The 17225-nt window shown below is 69.5% G+C and carries 13 protein-coding genes and 1 pseudogene; 1 reads left to right on the top strand and 13 read right to left on the bottom strand.

Translation table 11 applies throughout. From position 1 onward, the window contains the following. From V6M56_RS19210 to V6M56_RS19190, 5 genes are all read right to left on the bottom strand, one after another. Positions 1 to 620, bottom strand: a 620-nt coding sequence (locus V6M56_RS19210; protein WP_332685985.1) for a UvrD-helicase domain-containing protein, incomplete at its 3' end; no start/stop codon positions are given. Then, entirely contained in the window at positions 617 to 3721 is a 3105-nt protein-coding gene (gene addB, locus V6M56_RS19205; RefSeq protein WP_332685984.1) for a double-strand break repair protein AddB, read from the bottom strand. The genes V6M56_RS19210 and addB, both read right to left, overlap by 4 nt. A gap of 5 nt (positions 3722 to 3726) precedes the next feature. Then, positions 3727 to 4458 carry a nucleotidyltransferase family protein gene (locus V6M56_RS19200; protein ID WP_332685983.1) on the bottom strand — a complete coding sequence of 244 codons (732 nt, stop codon included), beginning with the start codon at positions 4456 to 4458 and terminating at the stop codon, positions 3727 to 3729. Positions 4459 to 4588: 130 nt separating this feature from the next. After that, on the bottom strand, positions 4589 to 6208 hold the full coding sequence (tsaE, locus tag V6M56_RS19195; protein WP_332685982.1) for a tRNA (adenosine(37)-N6)-threonylcarbamoyltransferase complex ATPase subunit type 1 TsaE: 1620 nt from the start codon (positions 6206 to 6208) through the stop codon (positions 4589 to 4591). Further along, positions 6205 to 8688: a sensor histidine kinase gene (locus V6M56_RS19190; RefSeq protein WP_332685980.1), complete on the bottom strand. Its 2484-nt coding sequence runs from the start codon at positions 8686 to 8688 to the stop codon at positions 6205 to 6207. Before V6M56_RS19190 ends, tsaE begins: the two co-directional genes overlap by 4 nt. Before the next feature lie 514 nt (positions 8689 to 9202). On the opposite strand from V6M56_RS19190, the gene V6M56_RS19185 reads away from it, so the two are divergent. Beyond that, the gene (locus tag V6M56_RS19185; protein WP_332685978.1) at positions 9203 to 11044 is read left to right on the top strand and encodes an AI-2E family transporter; all 1842 of its coding nucleotides are present in this window, start codon (positions 9203 to 9205) and stop codon (positions 11042 to 11044) included. Between the two features lie 73 nt (positions 11045 to 11117). Here the strand turns inward: V6M56_RS19185 and ahcY are convergent, their stop codons facing one another. The 8 genes and pseudogenes from ahcY to V6M56_RS19145 form a co-directional block, all read right to left on the bottom strand. Then, the gene (gene ahcY / locus V6M56_RS19180; RefSeq protein WP_332685976.1) at positions 11118 to 12518 is read right to left on the bottom strand and encodes an adenosylhomocysteinase; all 1401 of its coding nucleotides are present in this window, start codon (positions 12516 to 12518) and stop codon (positions 11118 to 11120) included. A 176-nt stretch (positions 12519 to 12694) separates the two neighbouring features. Next, entirely contained in the window at positions 12695 to 12892 is a 198-nt protein-coding gene (locus V6M56_RS19175; protein WP_332685989.1) for a DUF2283 domain-containing protein, read from the bottom strand. A 165-nt stretch (positions 12893 to 13057) separates the two neighbouring features. After that, positions 13058 to 13102, bottom strand: a pseudogene (locus V6M56_RS19170) (hypothetical protein); the annotation flags it as partial. Positions 13103 to 13265: 163 nt separating this feature from the next. Further along, positions 13266 to 13583: an HPr family phosphocarrier protein gene (locus tag V6M56_RS19165; RefSeq protein WP_442881191.1), complete on the bottom strand. Its 318-nt coding sequence runs from the start codon at positions 13581 to 13583 to the stop codon at positions 13266 to 13268. 17 nt (positions 13584 to 13600) lie between these two features. Continuing rightward, complete coding sequence (locus V6M56_RS19160) at positions 13601 to 14002, bottom strand: PTS sugar transporter subunit IIA (RefSeq protein ID WP_332685972.1); 402 nt, start codon at positions 14000 to 14002, stop codon at positions 13601 to 13603. A gap of 103 nt (positions 14003 to 14105) precedes the next feature. Then, the gene (locus V6M56_RS19155; protein WP_332685970.1) at positions 14106 to 14549 is read right to left on the bottom strand and encodes an HPr kinase/phosphorylase; all 444 of its coding nucleotides are present in this window, start codon (positions 14547 to 14549) and stop codon (positions 14106 to 14108) included. A gap of 50 nt (positions 14550 to 14599) precedes the next feature. Further along, positions 14600 to 16372, bottom strand: a complete 1773-nt coding sequence (locus tag V6M56_RS19150; RefSeq protein WP_442881190.1) for a stimulus-sensing domain-containing protein — start codon at positions 16370 to 16372, stop codon at positions 14600 to 14602. 96 nt (positions 16373 to 16468) lie between these two features. After that, a complete protein-coding gene (locus V6M56_RS19145) occupies positions 16469 to 17170 on the bottom strand; it encodes a response regulator transcription factor (protein WP_332685966.1) in 702 nt (233 codons plus the stop codon). Positions 17171 to 17225: the final 55 nt, after the last annotated feature.

The following is a 17225-nucleotide window of genomic DNA, read 5'->3' as shown; positions in this document are numbered from 1 at the left end:
GCCTCGCGCATGATCTGGTCGAAGCTGTCCTGCGCGGCGTTCTGCGCCATGAAGTGCAGGGCCTTCGCCTGCCTGCCCTGGGGGTTGGCGGCCGCGACCGCCAGCAACTCGCGCCTGGCATCGCGCATCAGCTCGTCCTGGGCGAGGTCGTCGGCGACCTCGAAGCGCGCCGGCACGTTCGCCTCGAAGGGCGCGCTCTGCAGCACGCGGGTGCAGAAGGCGTGGATGGTCTCGATCTTCAGCCCGCCTGGCGTCTCCAGCGCCTGGGCGAACAACCGGCGTGCCCGGGCAAGGCCGGTAGCGCCTTGCGCCTCTCCGGTCAGCTTCGCCAGCTCGGTCCGCAAGGCCTCGTCCGGCGCCACCGCCCAGGCCGAGAGCGCCCGGAAGAGGCGGTTCGACATGTTGGCGGCGGCGGCCTTGGTATAGGTGATGCAGAGCATGCGGCCGGGCGCGACGCCGTCGAGCAGCAGCCGCAGCACCCGGTTGACCAGCACATGCGTCTTGCCCGAGCCGGCATTGGCGGCGACCCAGGCGCTGAGATCGGGCTCCGCGGCCAGCGCTTGGTTCGCCTGCGTCAGCGCCGGGATGATCCAGCCGGCGGGGGCGGCGTTCGCGGTCATGCCTCGTCTCCGGCCTCAAGGCCGAGGCCGGGCGCCGCCGACCATTCCTTGACGCGGGCGAGCTGGTCGTAGGGGCTGGCGTATTTGATGTAGGCCGGGGCGCGGCGCGAGAGATAGGGCTCCTTGCCGGCGCGCAAGACGGCGAGATGACCGAGCAGATGGGCGAGATGGCGGGCGGTAACGTCGGCCTGCTCCTCCTCCTTGAAGCCGAGCTTCTTGTCCTTCTGCCAGCTCTTCGGATCATGGCCGAGCTTGAGATAGAGCAGCGCCTCGACTGGCGCCGGCAGGATGCCGGGCGGAAAGCCGTGGCGCTGGGCGAGCTCGGCCTCGAGCGTCAATTGCGGCGCAAAGCCGAGCCGGACCTGCTCCTCGCTCGGCGCCGCCCCGGTCTTGAAGTCGATGATCCTGAGCGTGCCTGTGCGCGTCACCTCGATGCGGTCGGCCCGGCCGGTCAAAAGGACACTGCCGCCGCCGGGCAGGGCGAACTCGCCCAGCGTCTCCTGCTCGACCGCGACCCGCGCCAGCTCAGGCCGCCGCCTCCCCTCCCAGTCGATGAAGTTCTGCACGATCAAGAGGAAGCGCGGCCACCAGAAGGCGCGCACCTCCGGCGTCTCGTCATAGGCGCGGAACAGGTTTTCGCCGATCTCGACCAGGCTGCCGGCGGCGCCGGCCGGCATCTGTTCGGGATAGGTCTGCGCGAACTGCGCGACGATGTCGTGCAGCAGCGAGCCGCGATCGGCGGCGCTCGGATCCTCGACCATCTCCGGCAGGACATCGAGCTTCAGGATCTTGCGGGCGAACAGCGCATAGGGGTCGCGGTAGAGCGTCTCGACCTCGGTGACGCTGAGGCGCTGCGGATGCAGATGCGGCGCCGGCACCGGTTTCGGCCGGCTTGCCGGCACCGCGTTGGCGCGCGCGCTCAGCAGCGCGGCCCAGTCGGAGAGTTCCTGCCCGCGCGCCTCCGCCGCCTGCCAGGCGTCCTTGGGCGAAACCGCCTTCAGCCGCTGCCAGAAGCGCGAGGGGATGGTCTCGGCCTCGCCGGCCTTGCGGGCGCGGGTCAGCGTCACCGACCCCGCCATCGCCGCCTGGACGAAGTCATGCGCGGTCTGGCCGATGCGGCGCTCGGGCGAGCTCAGGCCGAGCTCCGCCCGCATCGGCCGGTTGAGGAAGGAATCGGTCTGCGTCGCCGGCGGCCAGGCGCCTTCGATCAGCCCGCCGAGGACGACATGCTCGGCCTCGAGCAGGCGCGCCTCGAGCAGGCCCCAGATCTTCAGGCGCGGATGGCCGGGCTCGCGCCGCGTCACCGCGCGCGCGTCGATCAGCCCGGTGAGGATCGCGATCCAGTCGCGGGCGCGGCCCTCGCGCGGGGCATCCGGCGCTGCGGCCTCGATCTCGTCGAAGAGCGTGCTCAGGGCCTCGCCATCGGGGCCATGGAAGGCGAGCGCTGCGCCATTCTCGTCGCTCCCCAGCAGCATGACCGCGTGTCTGGCGGCCTCCGCCAGCGCGACGGCGACCGGGTCGGGACGGGCGAGCGCCGCGATCAGCGGCGACAGCGCCTCTTCGAGCCCGGCCAGGACCTGCTCGGCAGCGGCACGATCCTCCGGCGTCAGCCTGCGGCGCGGCCGGGGTGCATGCTTGGCGTCGATCCGGTCCTGTATCGCCACGAAGGCGCGGCGCAGCCCCGCAAAACCCTTGCCGACCGTCTCGCCGCGCCAGGTGCCGATCTCCAATGTCGCCGCACCCTGCCGCAGGATGGCTTCGGGGAGGCCAAGGCGGCAGAGCGGGTGCGACAGCAGGGCGACGAGGCTGGCCGGCGCAAGCTCGCTCGCGACGGCATCGAGCACGAGGCGCAGCAGCGCGCCCGCCGGCCAGCGCCCGAGCGGCAGCCCGGCGGAATCGTCGGCGACGATGCCCCAGCGCCGAAGCTCGACCGCGACGCGTTCGGCAAGGCCGCGATCGGGCGTGATCAGCGCCGCCCGCTCGCCCGGTCGCTCGAGGGCCTCGCGCAGGGCGAGCGCGGCGACGAGGGCTTCCTCGCGCTCGTCGGCGGCCTCGACGACGCGCAGGCCGACGAGCGCCCCGGCGGCGCCCGGTGCCGCGGCGAGGCCGGCCCAGCCATCGGTGACCGAGGCCGGCAGCATCGCCTGTCGCAGCAGGTCGCGGCGGACGGCGAGCCCTGCCGCCGGCGGGGCCAGCGTCTCGACCTCGTCGCGGCCGGCGCCGGTCACCTCCAGCAGATGATGCAGGGCGGCCTGGGGATGCGAGGGGGCGGGCTCGCTGGCGATCGCCTTCCAGGCTGGCTCGGGCAGGGTCTCGTCGAGATCGGGCAGCACCACGGCGCCGTTCGGCAGGCGCGCGATCGCGGCGAGCAGCCGCGCCGTCGCCGGCACCGTGCCGGTCGAGCCTGCCGCGATCACCGGGCCGCTGAGACCGCCGGCACTGAGGCGCTGGCGCTCGGCCTCCAGCATGCGGTTGCGGAACTCGGCCGGGTCGCATTCGCCGCGCTCGGCCAGGATCGCCGGCCAGGTTTCGGCGACGATGTCGAGGAAGCGGGCGTTGAACTGCCAGATCTCGTCGAAGCGGGCGGCGTCGAGGCCTTTCAGCCTTTGCGGCGCGACGCCTTCGGTCTGCATCTGGTCGAGCAGGGCGGCGAGGTCCCCGGCGAGCCCCCAGGCCTCGGCCAGCGTCGCCGGAACCAGGGCCGGCTCGGCCGGGTCGAGCCGCAGATGCCGGCGGTTCGCGGCCTTGCCCCATTGCGCGATCAGCTGGGTCAGCACGAAGCGGCGGCGCAGCGGCTCGATCGGCGCGAGGCGCGCCAGCTCGGCCCCGGCCCCGGCGATCAGCGCCGTCTCGGCCTCGTCGACATCGCCGAGCGGGACGATGCGCGGCAGCAGCAAAGCGCGGCCGCCGAGCTTTTCCGAGAGGATCGCCGCGAGCGCGCGGGCGGCGCGCTGCGTCGGCAGGTAGAGCGTGGTGCGCGACAGCGCCGCCGGGTCGTCGGGATCGAAGGCCTTGCCGAAGCGCCCGGCCAGCAGCGCCTGCGCCAGCACGTCGAGGAAGGGGGCGCCGGCCGGGATGCTGAACAGCTTGAGCGCGGCCATCGCCCTCAGCCTTGATGGGCGGCGTAGGCGGCTTCGGCGAGCGGGATCGCCTCCGGCGTGCCGACATGCAGCCAGCGTCCGTCGAGTTCATGGCCGAAGAGTCGGCCGGCAGCGATCGCTCGGTCGAACAGCAGGTTGAGCGAGAACGAGCCCTCCGGCGTATCGGCAAACAGCTCCGGTTTGAGGATCGCGACGCCGGCATAGACGAAGGGGGCGTTGGCGGCCGCGCCGCGCCTTGCCAGCCGGCCCTGCCCGTCGCGGAAGAAGTCGCCGGCCCCGTCGAAGCCGACGCTGCCCTCGCGCTCGGCCAGCAGCAGCAGCAGGTCCATCCGCGCCGGGTCCCAGGCGGCCGCCATGGCGGCGAGGTTGGAGACGCCGTTCTCGCTCCACAGCGAATCGGCGTTGACGCTGAAGAACGGCTCTTGGCCGAGCAGCGGCAGCGCCTTCTTGGCGCCGCCGCCGGTTTCCAGTAGCAGGCCGCGCTCGTCCGAGATCGCGATGCCCGGCTGAAGCCGCGCGGCGAGATGGCTTTCGATCCGCTCGGGCAGATGGTGGACATTGACCACGGCCTGCTCGACCCCGGCTTCCGCCAGCCGGTCGAGCGCATGGTCCAGCATGGTCTTGCCGCCGATCGCGACCAGCGGCTTGGGCAGGGTGTCGGTGATCGGGCGCATGCGCTGGCCGAGCCCGGCCGCGAGCACGATCGCCCGGCGGACCGGCGGCGCTTCCATCTGCATCAAGCGAATCTCCTGCCCGTCCCGCGCAGCAGCCTATCAGCCATGGCGGGCGCGATTGCTCAAGCCCCGTGGCGGCCATCGGCCCGTCATTGCTTCGCTCCGCCCGCAACGACGGTGGCCGCCGCCAGCGTCACACGCTTTCGGGCGGCGCCGGATCTTGCTCGCCTTTGGCTCCGGCCTCTGCCGGCTCGGCAGCCGTCTCCGCCTGCCCGGCAAACAGCTTCGGCAGATGCGCCTGGTACCAGGCCTTCAGCTCCGCCAGCGCCGGATGCTCGAGATCGCGGCGCAGATAGGTCTCGATCCGGGGCAGGTGCTTGAGATAGCCCGGCTTGCCGTCGCGCTTGTCGAGGCGGGCGAAGATGCCGGCGATCTTGGTGTTGCGCTGCGCCCCGAGGATGGCATAGGCGCCGGCAAAGCCGGCAAGGTCGAATTCCGGGTCGTTTCCGCGCCGCGCCCCGGCATAGGCCGCCAGCAGCTTCAGCTCCAGCTCCGCCGGCACGTCGACGCGCGCATCCTGGCCGAGCGAGACCAGGTCATAGGCCGGGTGGCCGAGCACCGCGTCCTGGAAGTCGATCAGCCCGAGCCTGGCATGGCCGACCCGGTCCGGCAGCCAGATCAGGTTGGGCGAGTGGTAATCGCGCAGCGTCCAGGTCGTGGAGCTCGCGAAGATCTCGTCGAACAGCCGGTCCCAGATCCGGCCGAACTCGGCCCGGGTCACCGCCGGCAGCGCGACACCGGCGATATGCGGCGCATACCAGTCGAGCACCAGCTCGGTCTCGATTGCCAGCGCCTCGCGGTCGTAGTCGGGGATGACATGGTCGCGCGCCTCGGCCACCGGCAGGATCGTCGGCAAGGCGTGGCGGTGCAGTTCGGCGAGCAGCCGCGCCGCCGCCTCGTAGCGTTCCGGGATCGGCCCGTTCTCGTCGATCACCAGGCCGGGCCCGAGATCCTCGATCAGCAGCAGCCCGGTCGAGAGGTCCTGCGCCAGGATATGCGGCGCCGAGAGCCCGAGCGAGCGCAGGCCCTTGTCCATCGCCACGAAGGCGTCGACCGATTCGGCGAGATGGGCGATGGCGCTGTACGGCTTGCCGTGCCGGATCGCCGGCCCGTCCGGGCGCGGCGGCGAGATCATCAGGATCGCGTTTTCGCCGTTTTCCCGGGTCAGCCGCTCATAGGCGCGGCTGGAGGCGTCGCCGAGCATGAAGTCGCGGTCGGCCTCGCTCCAGCCGGCCGCGTCGATCAGCCGGCGCGCGCCGATGGCGATGGAAAGGCGGGCGCGCCAGAGTACGCCGCCCGACAGGGTGGCGATCCGCCCGCTCTCCGGATTCTCGGGATCGACCTCGATGACGATGTCGAGGCGGCGCCCGGCCGGCAGCCTTGCGCCAGCGCGGTCGGGCCATTCGACCAGGGTGATCGCCCGCTCCAGATCCTCGATCAGGCCGAGATCGTCGAGCTCGTCGGGGCTGCGCACGCGGTAGAGGTCGGCATGGAGCAGCAGGTCGCCGCCCCGGGTCTGGTAGCTCTGGACCAGAGTGAAGGTCGGGCTCGGCACCTCGAGTGCCGGGTTCTCGGCCAGCCGCCGCAGCATCGCCCGGGCAAGCAGCGACTTGCCGGCGCCGAGATGGCCCGAGAGCGCGACGATGTCGCCGGTCTTGAGGATGTCGGCGATGTCGCGCGCCAGTCTCGTCGTCGCGGCCTCGTCGGGAAGGACGAGGATGTGTGTGCCCGCTTTCGCGGCTTCGTCGCTCATTCGGCAGCGTCCGAGATGCGCATGCCCTCCGGCGGGAAGACGGCGGTGACGCGGGTGCCGGCGCCCGGCGCCGAATCGAGCTCGATCCGGCCGCCGTGCAGCTCGACGATCGAGCGCACCATCGACAGGCCGAGGCCGACGCCGCGATGGCGCGAGCCGAGCGAATGGCTCTCGAAGCGGTCGAACACTTTTTCCTTGACCTCGTCGGGAATGCCGCGGCCGTCATCGGCGACGGTGATGCGGATCTCGCCGCCGACGCGCCCGGCGCTGACCCTTATGGTCTGGCCTGGCTGCGAGAAGCCGATGGCGTTGGAGATCAGGTTGAACAGGATCTGGCGCAGGCGCTTGCCGTCGGCCCGCAGCGGGCCGGTATGGGGGGCGATCTCGACCTGCAGCCTGAGCTTGCTGTCGCTCAGCCGGTCCTGCAGCCCGGTCGCCGCCTGCGCGATCGTTTCGGCGACGTCGACTTCCTCGATGTCGAGCGCCAGCGCGCCGTTGTCGATCGAGGCGAGGTCGAGAATGTCGTTGATGATGGCGAGCAGCGCGCCGGAGGAGCGGACGATGTGGCCGGCATAGTCGCGCTGCTTCTCGTTGAGCGCGCCGATCGTCTCCTCGCCGAGCAGCTGCGCGAAGCCGATGATGTTGGTGAGCGGCGAGCGCAGCTCGTAGGAGACGTGGTGGACGAACTCGTCGCGCAGCCGCGAGGCTTTCTCCAGCGCCTCGTTGCGCTCGGTCAGCGCCCGCTCGACATTCACGCCGGCGGTGACGTCGGCGAAGGTGATCAGCGTCGCGCCGTCGGGCAGCGGCGCCGCGGTGCAGTCGAGCACCGAGCCGTCGCGCCTGGCCATGTGGCAGCGATAATCCTCGCGTGCGTCGCGCACGCCGGCGACCGCGCTGCGGATTTCGGTCCAGACCCCGTCCTCCGGGAAGAGCGGCCGGCACAAGGTCACGACCTCGTCGATATGCGGGGCGCCGGCGCTGCGCTCGGGATCGAGTTTCCAGAGCTGCGAGAAGGCCGGGTTGGAGAGCTTGAGGCGCCCGTCGGAGCCGAACACGGCGACGCCTTCGCGCAACGAGTCGAGCGTCTCGCGCTGGGTGCGCGACAGCGCGTTGAAGCGCGATTCGAGCGTGAAGCGCTCGGTCTCGTCGTCGAAGAGATAGGTCACGCCGCCCTGCGGATGCGGGCTCGCGACGACGTGGATGGTGCGGCCATCGGGCAGGTACCACCAGTCCTCGCTGGCGCGGGTCGCGGTATAGGCGGCCTGTACGCCGGCTTTCCAGCTCCGGTAGTCGCCGAGCTCGGGCAGGCGGCGCTCGGTGCGCAGCCGGTCGAGGATCTCGCCATCGCTCGGGCGGCTTTCGAGGAAGGCGGGGTCGAGCGACCACAGCGTCTCGTAGCCGCTGTTGTTGTAGACCAGTCGCTGCGAGGCGTCGAAGACGGCGACCGCGGTCTTCAGCCGGTCGAGCGTGCGCACATGCGCGTCCATCTGGCGCTGCAGATCGGCGCGCACCGCTTCCAGCTCGCTCATATCGGTGGCGATGCCGGCGGAGCCCGACGGCGTCGGCGCCTCCAGGATATCGACGATGCGGCGCTGGCCGGCCATCACGACCGGAGCCCGCATTGTGAAGGCGCGGCCCTCCTGGCGCGCCTTGGCGGCGGCCTCGCGCTCGGAACGGTCGAACAGCTCGAGGCCGTTCTTGACGACCTCGGCGCCGTCCGTCGCCTCGACGGCGCGGGCATAGGCGGCGTTGGCCCAGTTCAGCTGCCCGTCGGCGCCTCTCGTCCAGACCGGCTGGGACAGGCTGGCGAGCAGCGCGGCGAGCGTCGCATGGTCGGTGCCGACCCGGACGAGTTCGTCCTGCAGGTTCAGCGCCCGGGCGCGTTCGCCGCTGGCCTCGCGCAGGCGGATCACGGCCCGGCCGGCGACCGGGCGGCCCTCGGCATCGACATAGTGCCCGCCCTTGGCCCTGAAGGTGAAGGCGAAAGCCTCGCCGCGCTCCTTCAGCGCCTCGGTCGCGACTTCCAGCCGCTTGGCCTCGGCCGGCGCCGCCCAGGAGCCATAGGCCAGCGCCATGGCGGCGCCGCTGACGCCGAGGAAGCCGCTATCGCCCTCGAAGATCGGCTTGGCGCCGGGGCCGTCCCAGCTCAGCACCACCTGCGGATCGGCGGCGAGCAGGGCGGCGAGCCGTTCCTGATGGCCGCGCACCGCCTCCAGCCCGGCGGCGAGCTCGGCTTCGCGGCGTTGCCAGCGCGCCCGCTCGCGGATGTAGAGGATCGAGGTGGTGGTGGCGAAGACGATGAGGCCGGTGAACATCAGCGAGAGGCCGCCGGCGCTGAGGGTGTCGCCGTGCAGCGAGAACAGGCCCTCGGCCTGCGCCAGGGCCGGGGTCGGGCTCAGGCCGCCGGCCAGGCCGGGCAGGACGAGGCGGGTCGCCGCTCCGTCCAATCGTCGCCCCAACTGCCTTGCACGTCTCATCATCGCTTCCGTCATCTCGTTCGGCCAGCCTCGGATGGCCGGAATCGGGTAGGGCGGCCGCCATTGCGCGCACGCGCCACGGCTCCGGGAAATGTCCACGCCCGCAACGCCGCAAAGCCACTTGTGAACGAGATCCGGCCGCAACCCGCCTGGCCGGTCGTCGGTCCGAATCACTGCCACTCTAATCATCGCGAGAGTCCGGCAGGAAGTGCTTAATCGACGGTAAAGCATGACGGTGGCGCCGGGGCTTGCGATCGGCCGGGAAAACCGCCCATCTTCGGATCGAGCGCGACTGCATTCGGTTCGTTCGGCGCCGCGATGCGGCTCTGGGCGCCCAGGGCCGTTCGAGCGGTTTGGGACCAGCCGCGCCGCCGGCTTCACCGGTCAGGATCATTCCTGGTTCCAGAGCGTTGTCGCCTCGAACACGCAGGGGGGCACGATGGCAGCCGGGCGCGACAATGGGCAGGGACGCCTGCCGGATTCGGGGACGGGGGGACCTCTCTCCGGCCCGCCGATCATGCCCGAGACCCTGCCGCCGCTGCTCGTGCTCCTCAGCGCGATCGCGGTGCTGTATTTCGCGCGCGAGGTGTTCATGCCGCTCGCCATCGCGGTGCTTCTGACCTTCGCCTTGGCGCCGGTGGTGTCGCTCATCCGCAAAACCGGCATTCCGCGCATGCCGGCGGTGATCGCCGCCGTCACGGCCGCCTTCATCGCGATTTCGGCCTTCAGCTTCGTCGTCGTGACGCAGGTCACCGAGCTTGCGCAGCAATTGCCGACCTATCAGTCGAACATCCTGACCAAGATCAGGTCGGTCAAGGATTCCGGCGACGGCAGCGGCGTCATCAAGCGGATCACCGACGCCGTCGAGCGCGTCGGCAAGGAGATCAACCAGAGGGAGGATGCCGGCAAGCCCGCCGAAAGCGCGCGCCCGCCAGATCCGCTTCTCGTCGAGATCTACACGCCCGAAAAGCCGATCCAGATCCTGACGAGCATGATCCTGCCCCTGATCGGCCCGCTCGCGACGGCGGGGCTGGTCATCGTGGTGGTGATCTTCATGCTGCTCGAGCGGGAGGATCTGCGCGACCGCTTCATCCGCCTGGTCGGCTACAGCGACCTGCACCGAACGACCGAGGCCCTGCAGGACGCCGGCAGCCGCGTCGGGCGGTATCTGCTGATGCAGCTGGTGGTGAACATCACCTATGGCATCCCGATCGCCATCGGCCTGTGGCTGATCGGCATTCCCAATGCGATGCTGTGGGGCGCGCTCGCCATCATCCTGCGCTTCGTGCCCTATATCGGGCCGGTCATCTCGATGGTCCTGCCGCTCTTCCTGGCGATCGCGGTCTCGCCGGACTGGTCTCTGGTGCTCTGGGTCGCGGCGCTGTTCATCGGCATGGAGCTGATCAGCAACAATGTCGTCGAGCCCTGGCTCTACGGCTCCCGGACCGGCCTTTCCCCGCTCGCCATCATCGTCGCCGCGATCTTCTGGACCTGGCTGTGGGGGCCGGTCGGGCTGGTCCTGTCGACGCCGCTGACCGTCTGCCTCGTCGTGCTGGGCAAGCATGTCCCGCAGTTCCGCTTCTTCGAGGTCCTGTTCGGCACCGAGCCCGTGCTCGACCCGCAGACCAGGCTCTATCAGCGGCTGCTCGCCAATGATCCCGACGAGGCCACCGACCAGCTCGACGAACTGCTCGAGGAGCAGTCGCTGATCGAGATCTACAGCCAGGTCGCGATCCCGGCCCTGATCCTGGCCGAGCGCGACCGGGCGCGCGGCGTCATGAACGCCGAGCAGCGCAAGGCCGTCTCGGCGACGGCCATGTCGGTGATCGCCAATCTGGGCGAGCTGGTCGAGCCGCGGGCCGGGGTGGAGGAAGCCGGGAAGGACGGCGATCCCGAGGACGGCGGGGAACCGGACGAGGAAACCAGCCCGCCTGTGCTGGACGGCCGGAAAATCCTCTGCCTCGGCGGCCGGAACACCCTGGACGATGCGAGCGCGGCCATGCTCGCCCAGGCGCTCGACCATCAGGGCGCATCGGCCTCGAGCGCGAGCTTCGCCGATCTCGAGCCGGCAAGGCTGCGGGCGCTGCCGCTCGACGACACCCGGGTGGCCCTGATCTGCCTGCTGAGCCGGGATTCGCTGCGCCATGGCCGCTTCCTCGTGCGTCGCCTGAAGCGGGCGCGGCCCGATCTGCGGGTCGGCCTGGTATTCTGGCGCGAGGCGGCGGAGACGGGCGGAGCCGATGAGAACGCCGCGGCGGCCGACGCGGATTTCGTCGCCCATGACATCCGGCACGTGATCGAGGCCGTCCTGGCCGATGAGGATATGCCGGGTGAAGCGCCGGCCGCCGCTGCCCGATAGCAGGGCGACGGGCGGTCCATGAAAAAAGCCCGGCGCGAGGCCGGGCTTTCGTCGGTTTGCCGGGAACTGCCGCTCAGTAGCGGTAGAGTTCCGGCTTGAACGGGCCGGCCTGCGCGACGCCGAGATATTTCGACTGGGCGTCGGTGAGCACGGTCAGCTTGGCGCCGACCTTGGCGAGGTGGAGCGCGGCGACCTTCTCGTCGAGGTGCTTGGGCAGCGTGTAGACCTTGTTCTCGTATTTGGCGTGGTGCTTCCACAGCTCGATCTGGGCCAGCGTCTGGTTCGAGAACGAGCAGGACATCACGAAGGACGGGTGGCCGGTGGCGTTGCCGAGATTCACCAGGCGGCCTTCCGAGAGCAGGATGATGCGCTTGCCGTTCGGGAACTCGATCTCGTCGACCTGCGGCTTGACGTTGTCCCACTTGAAGTTCTTCAGGCCGGCGACCTGAATCTCCGAGTCGAAATGGCCGATATTGCAGACGATGGCGCGGTGCTTCATCGAACGCATGTGGTCGACGGTGATGACGTCGCAATTGCCGGTCGCCGTCACGAAGATGTCGCCGCGCGCGGTGGCCTCCTCCATGGTGACGACCTCGTAGCCCTCCATCGCCGCCTGCAGCGCGCAGATCGGGTCGATCTCGGTGACGAGGACGCGGCAGCCGGCCTGGCGCAGCGAGGCGGCCGAGCCCTTGCCGACATCGCCATAGCCGGCGACGACCGCGACCTTGCCCGACATCATCACGTCGGTGCCGCGGCGGATGGCGTCGACCAGCGATTCGCGGCAGCCATAGAGGTTGTCGAATTTCGACTTGGTGACCGAGTCGTTGACGTTGATCGCCGGGAAGGGCAGGCGGCCCGCCTTGGCGAGCTCGTAGAGCCGGTGCACGCCGGTGGTGGTCTCTTCCGAGACGCCCTTGATCGCGGCGCGGGTCTTGGTGAACCAGCCCGGATTGGCCTTCAGCTCGCGCTTTATCAGCTTGAAGAAGATCGTCTCTTCCTCATTGCCCGGCTTGTCGAGGAACTCGGCCTTGCCGGCCTCGGCCTCGGCGCCGAGGATGATCAGCATGGTCAGGTCGCCGCCATCGTCGAGGATCATGTTCGGCGTGCCGCCATCGCCCCAGGTCGCGGTGCGCAGCACATATTCCCAGTACTCTTCCAGCGTCTCGCCCTTGATCGCGAAGACCGGCACGCCGGTGGCGGCGATCGCGGCGGCGGCATGATCCTGGGTCGAGAAGATGTTGCAGGAGGACCAGCGCACATCGGCGCCGAGTTCCGTCAGCGTCTCGATCAGCACCGCGGTCTGGATCGTCATGTGCAGGCAGCCGGCGATACGGGCGCCCTTGAGCGGGGCCTTGCCCTTGTGCTCGGCGCGGATCGCCATCAGGCCCGGCATCTCGTCCTGGGCCATGTTGATTTCCTTGCGGCCATAATCCGCAAGCGTGATGTCCTTGACGACGTAGTCCTGCTTCGACACGGGGGCTGCTCCAATGGTCGCGCTGAATGATGCGCGGCTCTCTAGCAGCGACGGCGCCGGAACGCAATCAAAGATATAAAGATGTCTTTATATGCGCTGCCATACTCAAGCCGAGCTCTCCGTGCCCGGCCATGGCGCGGTGCTCTCGTCTTGATCTTGGGATTTGCCGACCGAACTCAGGCCGCAACCAGCTTCGTAAGATCCGCGCCGCTTGCGAGATGTTCGCTGGCGTCCAGGATTTCCACCGCGACGATCCTGCCGTCGGCATCGAAGTCGAAGACAATGCCGGGACGCACTTCCTCACTCTCGCTCACCGGCGCCTCGGCGAAACGAAGATAGAGCGCGTCGGTCTCGGCATCGTAATGGGTCTTCATTGTCTGCGGCCCCGGTCGAGGAAGAGCGTGATCACGCGATAGGCCTGACCTGACCGAGCATATACCACACGCAGAACTCTTCCGTCGCGTTCCGGCAACAGCCTTGTATGCCCTTGTCCGTTGGACGTGCCTGGGATCGGACTCCACCTGATCGGGACTGAGAATCGTCCGTTCGACCCACTCGCGCGCGATGTCACGCTCGACCAGCATGGCGGCGGCGTGGTTGGAATAGCCGAAACGACTCGTCCGGTCGGTCACTGGAAGCCTCTTCGTTCGAAAACGGCCCTTGGCTTGAGCACCTGTTTCGAAGATGCCCCGCACAAGGTTGAGGCCTCGAATTCTGAGGCCGGCGCGAGCCGGTCAAATGTGCCTGCTACTCGCCCTCGCCGAACTTGTCGGCGATGAGCGCTTCCAGTGCGTTGAGGGCCGGCTGCGCATCGGCTCCCCTGGCCACCACGGTGATGGTCGAGCCGATGCCGGCGCCGAGCGTCAGGATGCCCATGATCGAGGTCGCGCCCACCGTCTCGCCGCAGCGGGTCACGGTGATCTCGGCGTCGAAGTTCGAGGCGCATTGCACGAACTTCGCCGTGGCGCGGGCGTGCAGCCCCTTCTTGTTGACGATCAGGAACTCGCCATGGATGGCGCCGTCCGGGATCTCGACCTCGGGGCAGTCGCAATCCTCTTCGCGCATCTCGTCCAATTCGGCCCTCACTTGCCTGCAAGCACGCGGCTGGCGACCGTGATGTATTTGCGTCCGGCATCCTGGGCGCTGGTCACGGCCTCGTCGAGGGTCTTCTCCTCGCGCACGCTGGCGAGCTTGATCAGCATCGGCAGGTTGATCCCGGCGACGACGTCGATGCGGCCGGGCTCCATCACCGAGATGGCGAGGTTCGAGGGCGTGCCGCCGAACATGTCGGTCAGGACGATGACGCCGCTGCCGGTCTCGACCTGCTCGACCGCGGCGATGATGTCGCGACGGCGCCCCTCCATGTCGTCATCGGGCGCGATGGCGATGGTGGCGAGGTTGGCTTGAGGGCCGACGACGTGTTCCAGGGCGGCGCGGAATTCCGTCGCCAGGTGCCCATGCGTCACAAGCACGAGTCCGATCATTCAACACCACCGGAGAGCGCCTGTGGCGCCCGGACAAGGTCGCGGTTTATGCGGCAGGTGCGAAGGATAGGCAAGCGCTTGTCTTGAACTTGACGAATCTGGCTTAACCGGCCTCGGCGAACAGCGCCAGCGCGGCCAGCACCAGGCGCTCGTCGCCGGCCCGGCCCGGCACCTGCAGCCGCGGCAGGGCGATGCCGGCCAGGGTTTCGACCAGTTCTTCCGGCTCCGGCATGCGCTGCGGCTCGGCGCCGCAGTCGACGACGAGGCGGATCACGACGGCGGAAAGATGCGGCTCCGGCGTCAGGCCGAGCCCGCGCCGCTCGATCAGCCCGGCCAGCGGCGGGACCGGGCGGGCGACGAGCCGGCCGGCGCTCGGCGCGATCGCGGTGCGGTCGTCGGCGACCAGCCGGGCGAAGCGCCCTTGCGCTCGCGCCAGCCCGATCAGGGCCAGCGCCAGGCTCGACTTGCCGGCGCCCGAGGCGCCGCGGATCAGGATGCCGGCCTCGCCGATCGCGACGGCGCTGGCGTGCAGGTTCTCTGCGTGCAAGTTTTGCGCGTGCAGGTTCTTCGCATGCAGGTTCTTCGGCCGCATGGCGTTCATGCCGGTTGCGGCGCCGCCGGCAGGCGCACGACGAAGCGGGCGCCGAGGCGCTTGTCCTCGCCCTCGGACTGCGCGGATTCATAGCGGTTCTCGGCCCGGATCGCGCCGCGATGCGCCTCGATGATCTGGCGCGAGATCGACAGGCCGAGGCCCGAATTCTGGCCGAAGCCATGCTCCGGCCGGTCGGTGTAGAAGCGCTCGAAGACCCGCTCCAGCGCATGCGGCGGAATGCCGGGCCCGTCATCCTCGACGGTGATCAGCACATCGCCGGCGACGCGCGAGAGCTTGACCCTGACCGGCTTGTCCGGCGGCGAGAAGGAGCGGGCGTTCTCGATGAGGTTGACGATGACCTGGCCGAGGCGGGAATCATGGCCGAGCACGCGGAAGGCGCCGCTTCCCGCCGGCGCCGCCGGCCGCTGTCCGCGCCGCTCGACCGAAAGCTCGACCTTGGGCTGGCCCTCATGGCGGGTCTGGTTCTGCACCGAAACCACCGTCTCCAGCAGCTGCGCGACATCGAGCGGCACGGCGTCGTCGCGGGCGAGCTCGGCGTCGAGGCGCGAGGCGTCGGAAATATCGGAGATCAGCCGGTCGAGCCGCTTCACATCGTGCTGGATCACCGCCAGCAGGCGTCCGCGCGACTCCTCGCTCTTCGCCAGCGGCAGGGTCTCGACGGCGCTGCGCATGGAGGTCAGTGGGTTCTTGAGCTCATGGGCGACGTCGGCGGCGAAGCTCTCGATCGCCTCGATCCGGTCGTAGAGCGCCCGCGTCATCTCGCGGAAGGAGACCGAGAGATGGCCGATCTCGTCATGGCGGCTGGAAAAATCGGGCACCTCCTCGCGCGACTTGACGCCGCGGCGCACGCGCTGGGCGGCGTCGGCGAGCTTGCGGATCGGCTCGGCGATGGTGCCGGCGAGCAGGACGGAGAGCACGATCATCACGCCGGCGGCGACGGCGAAGACCTGGAAGATGGCGTAGCGCTCAGAGGCGATGACGCTGTCGATGTCGCCCCCTTGCGTCGAGAGCAGCAGCGCGCCGCGGACCGAGCGGAAACGCTGCACCGGCACCGCCACCGAGACGATGGTCTCGCCGCGGGTGTTGACGCGCACCACGCTCGCCGGCGAGCCGTTCAGGGCGCGGGCGACCTCGGTATAGGACTTGCCGTTGGCATTGGCGAAATCGTCATAGACCGGCAGGTCGGCGCGCCCGAGCCGGTTGCGGAACAGGTTCCAGGTCCGCTCCAGCAGCGGCGGCTCGTCGGATTCGCCGACACGCGGCAGGTCGAGCCGCATGATGTCGCCGCGCGAATAGAGATTGCGCGAATCGAGCGTCAGCATCCCGTCCTTGTCGTAGATCCGGGCCCGGGTCTTGGTCGGCGTCACCAGCCGGCGCAGCAGCGGCGCGACCTTTTCGGGATTGATCGAGAAGTCGAGCGGGTCCTCGGCGATCGAGCCGCTCTCGCCGGCCTGGAGCTGGAGCAGCTTGTCGGGGTCGATCGCGATCGTGTCGGTCTCGACCGTGGCCGAGGCCGCGATCGCGCCGGCGATGATCTCGCCCTGGGTCAAGAGGCTCTGCACCCGCGCCTCGATCAGGCCCTCGCGAAACTGGTTGAGATAGAGGAAGCCGACCAGCAGGGCGACGAGCCCGGCGAGGTTGAGCACGACGATGCGTCGCGTCAGGCTCGAGGCAGCCCGCGCCGAGACGGCGCGCAGCGCCCGCCGGCCGATCAGCGCCAGCCGGCGGCGCAGCGTCGCGGCCCAGCCTGGCCCCATCGGGCGGGCCCCATCCTGTTCGGTCGTCGCCATAACCGGCTCATACCCTCGCCATGCGAGCCTGTGAATCCGTTATCGGCGGCACCGATGCCGGTCTCAGCTCTCCTTGAAGCGGTAGCCGACGCCGTAGAGCGTCTCGATCATGTCGAACTCGGCATCGACCTGGTTGAATTTCTTGCGCAGCCGCTTGATGTGGCTGTCGATGGTGCGGTCGTCGACATAGACCTCGTCGTCATAGGCGGCGTCCATCAGGGCGTTGCGGCTCTTCACCACGCCCGGCCGCTGCGCCAGCGACTGCAGGATCAGGAACTCGGTCACGGTCAGCGTCACCGGCTCGCCCTTCCAGGTGCAGGTATGGCGCTCCGGGTCCATGCGCAGAAGCCCGCGCTCCAGCGCCTTGGCATCCTCGGTGCGGGCCGGCGCGCTGGCGTCCTTGGCGCCGGCGCGGCGCAGGATCGCCTTGACGCGCTCGACCAGCAGGCGTTGCGAGAACGGCTTCCGGATGAAATCGTCGGCGCCCATCTTCAGGCCGAAGAGCTCGTCGATCTCCTCGTCCTTCGAGGTCAGGAAGATCACCGGCAGGTCGGATTTCTGGCGCAGGCGCCGCAGCAGCTCCATCCCGTCCATCCGCGGCATCTTGATGTCGAAGATGGCGAGGTCGGGCGGGTTCTGCTTCAGCCCGTCGAGCGCGGAAGCGCCATCGGTATAGGTCAGGATCCGATAGCCTTCGGCCTCGAGCGCAATGGAGACCGACGTCAGAATGTTGCGGTCGTCGTCGACCAGCGCAATGGTTGGCATAAGGTTTTCATCTTTCGATGTTGCAATCAAAGGGTCCACTCTCGCGCGAGAACGG

It is taken from the genome of Allobosea sp. (assembly GCF_036675845.1).
In the GTDB taxonomy this organism is placed as follows: Bacteria; Pseudomonadota; Alphaproteobacteria; order Rhizobiales; family Beijerinckiaceae; genus Allobosea.
Note: the sequence above shows the minus strand (reverse complement) of the source record. Positions and strands in the feature narration are given on the sequence as shown.

Coding starts and splice junctions, on each gene's coding strand:
- V6M56_RS19185 (WP_332685978.1), top strand. CDS start 9,203: ATGCCCGAGACCCTGCCGCCGCTGCTCGTGCTCCTCAGCGCGATCGCG.
- V6M56_RS19150 (WP_442881190.1), bottom strand. CDS start 16,372: ATGGGGCCAGGCTGGGCCGCGACGCTGCGCCGCCGGCTGGCGCTGATC.
- V6M56_RS19165 (WP_442881191.1), bottom strand. CDS start 13,583: ATGCGCGAAGAGGATTGCGACTGCCCCGAGGTCGAGATCCCGGACGGC.
- V6M56_RS19175 (WP_332685989.1), bottom strand. CDS start 12,892: ATGAAGACCCATTACGATGCCGAGACCGACGCGCTCTATCTTCGTTTC.
- tsaE (WP_332685982.1), bottom strand. CDS start 6,208: ATGAGCGACGAAGCCGCGAAAGCGGGCACACACATCCTCGTCCTTCCC.
- V6M56_RS19160 (WP_332685972.1), bottom strand. CDS start 14,002: ATGATCGGACTCGTGCTTGTGACGCATGGGCACCTGGCGACGGAATTC.
- V6M56_RS19145 (WP_332685966.1), bottom strand. CDS start 17,170: ATGCCAACCATTGCGCTGGTCGACGACGACCGCAACATTCTGACGTCG.
- V6M56_RS19190 (WP_332685980.1), bottom strand. CDS start 8,688: ATGATGAGACGTGCAAGGCAGTTGGGGCGACGATTGGACGGAGCGGCG.
- V6M56_RS19200 (WP_332685983.1), bottom strand. CDS start 4,458: ATGCAGATGGAAGCGCCGCCGGTCCGCCGGGCGATCGTGCTCGCGGCC.
- addB (WP_332685984.1), bottom strand. CDS start 3,721: ATGGCCGCGCTCAAGCTGTTCAGCATCCCGGCCGGCGCCCCCTTCCTC.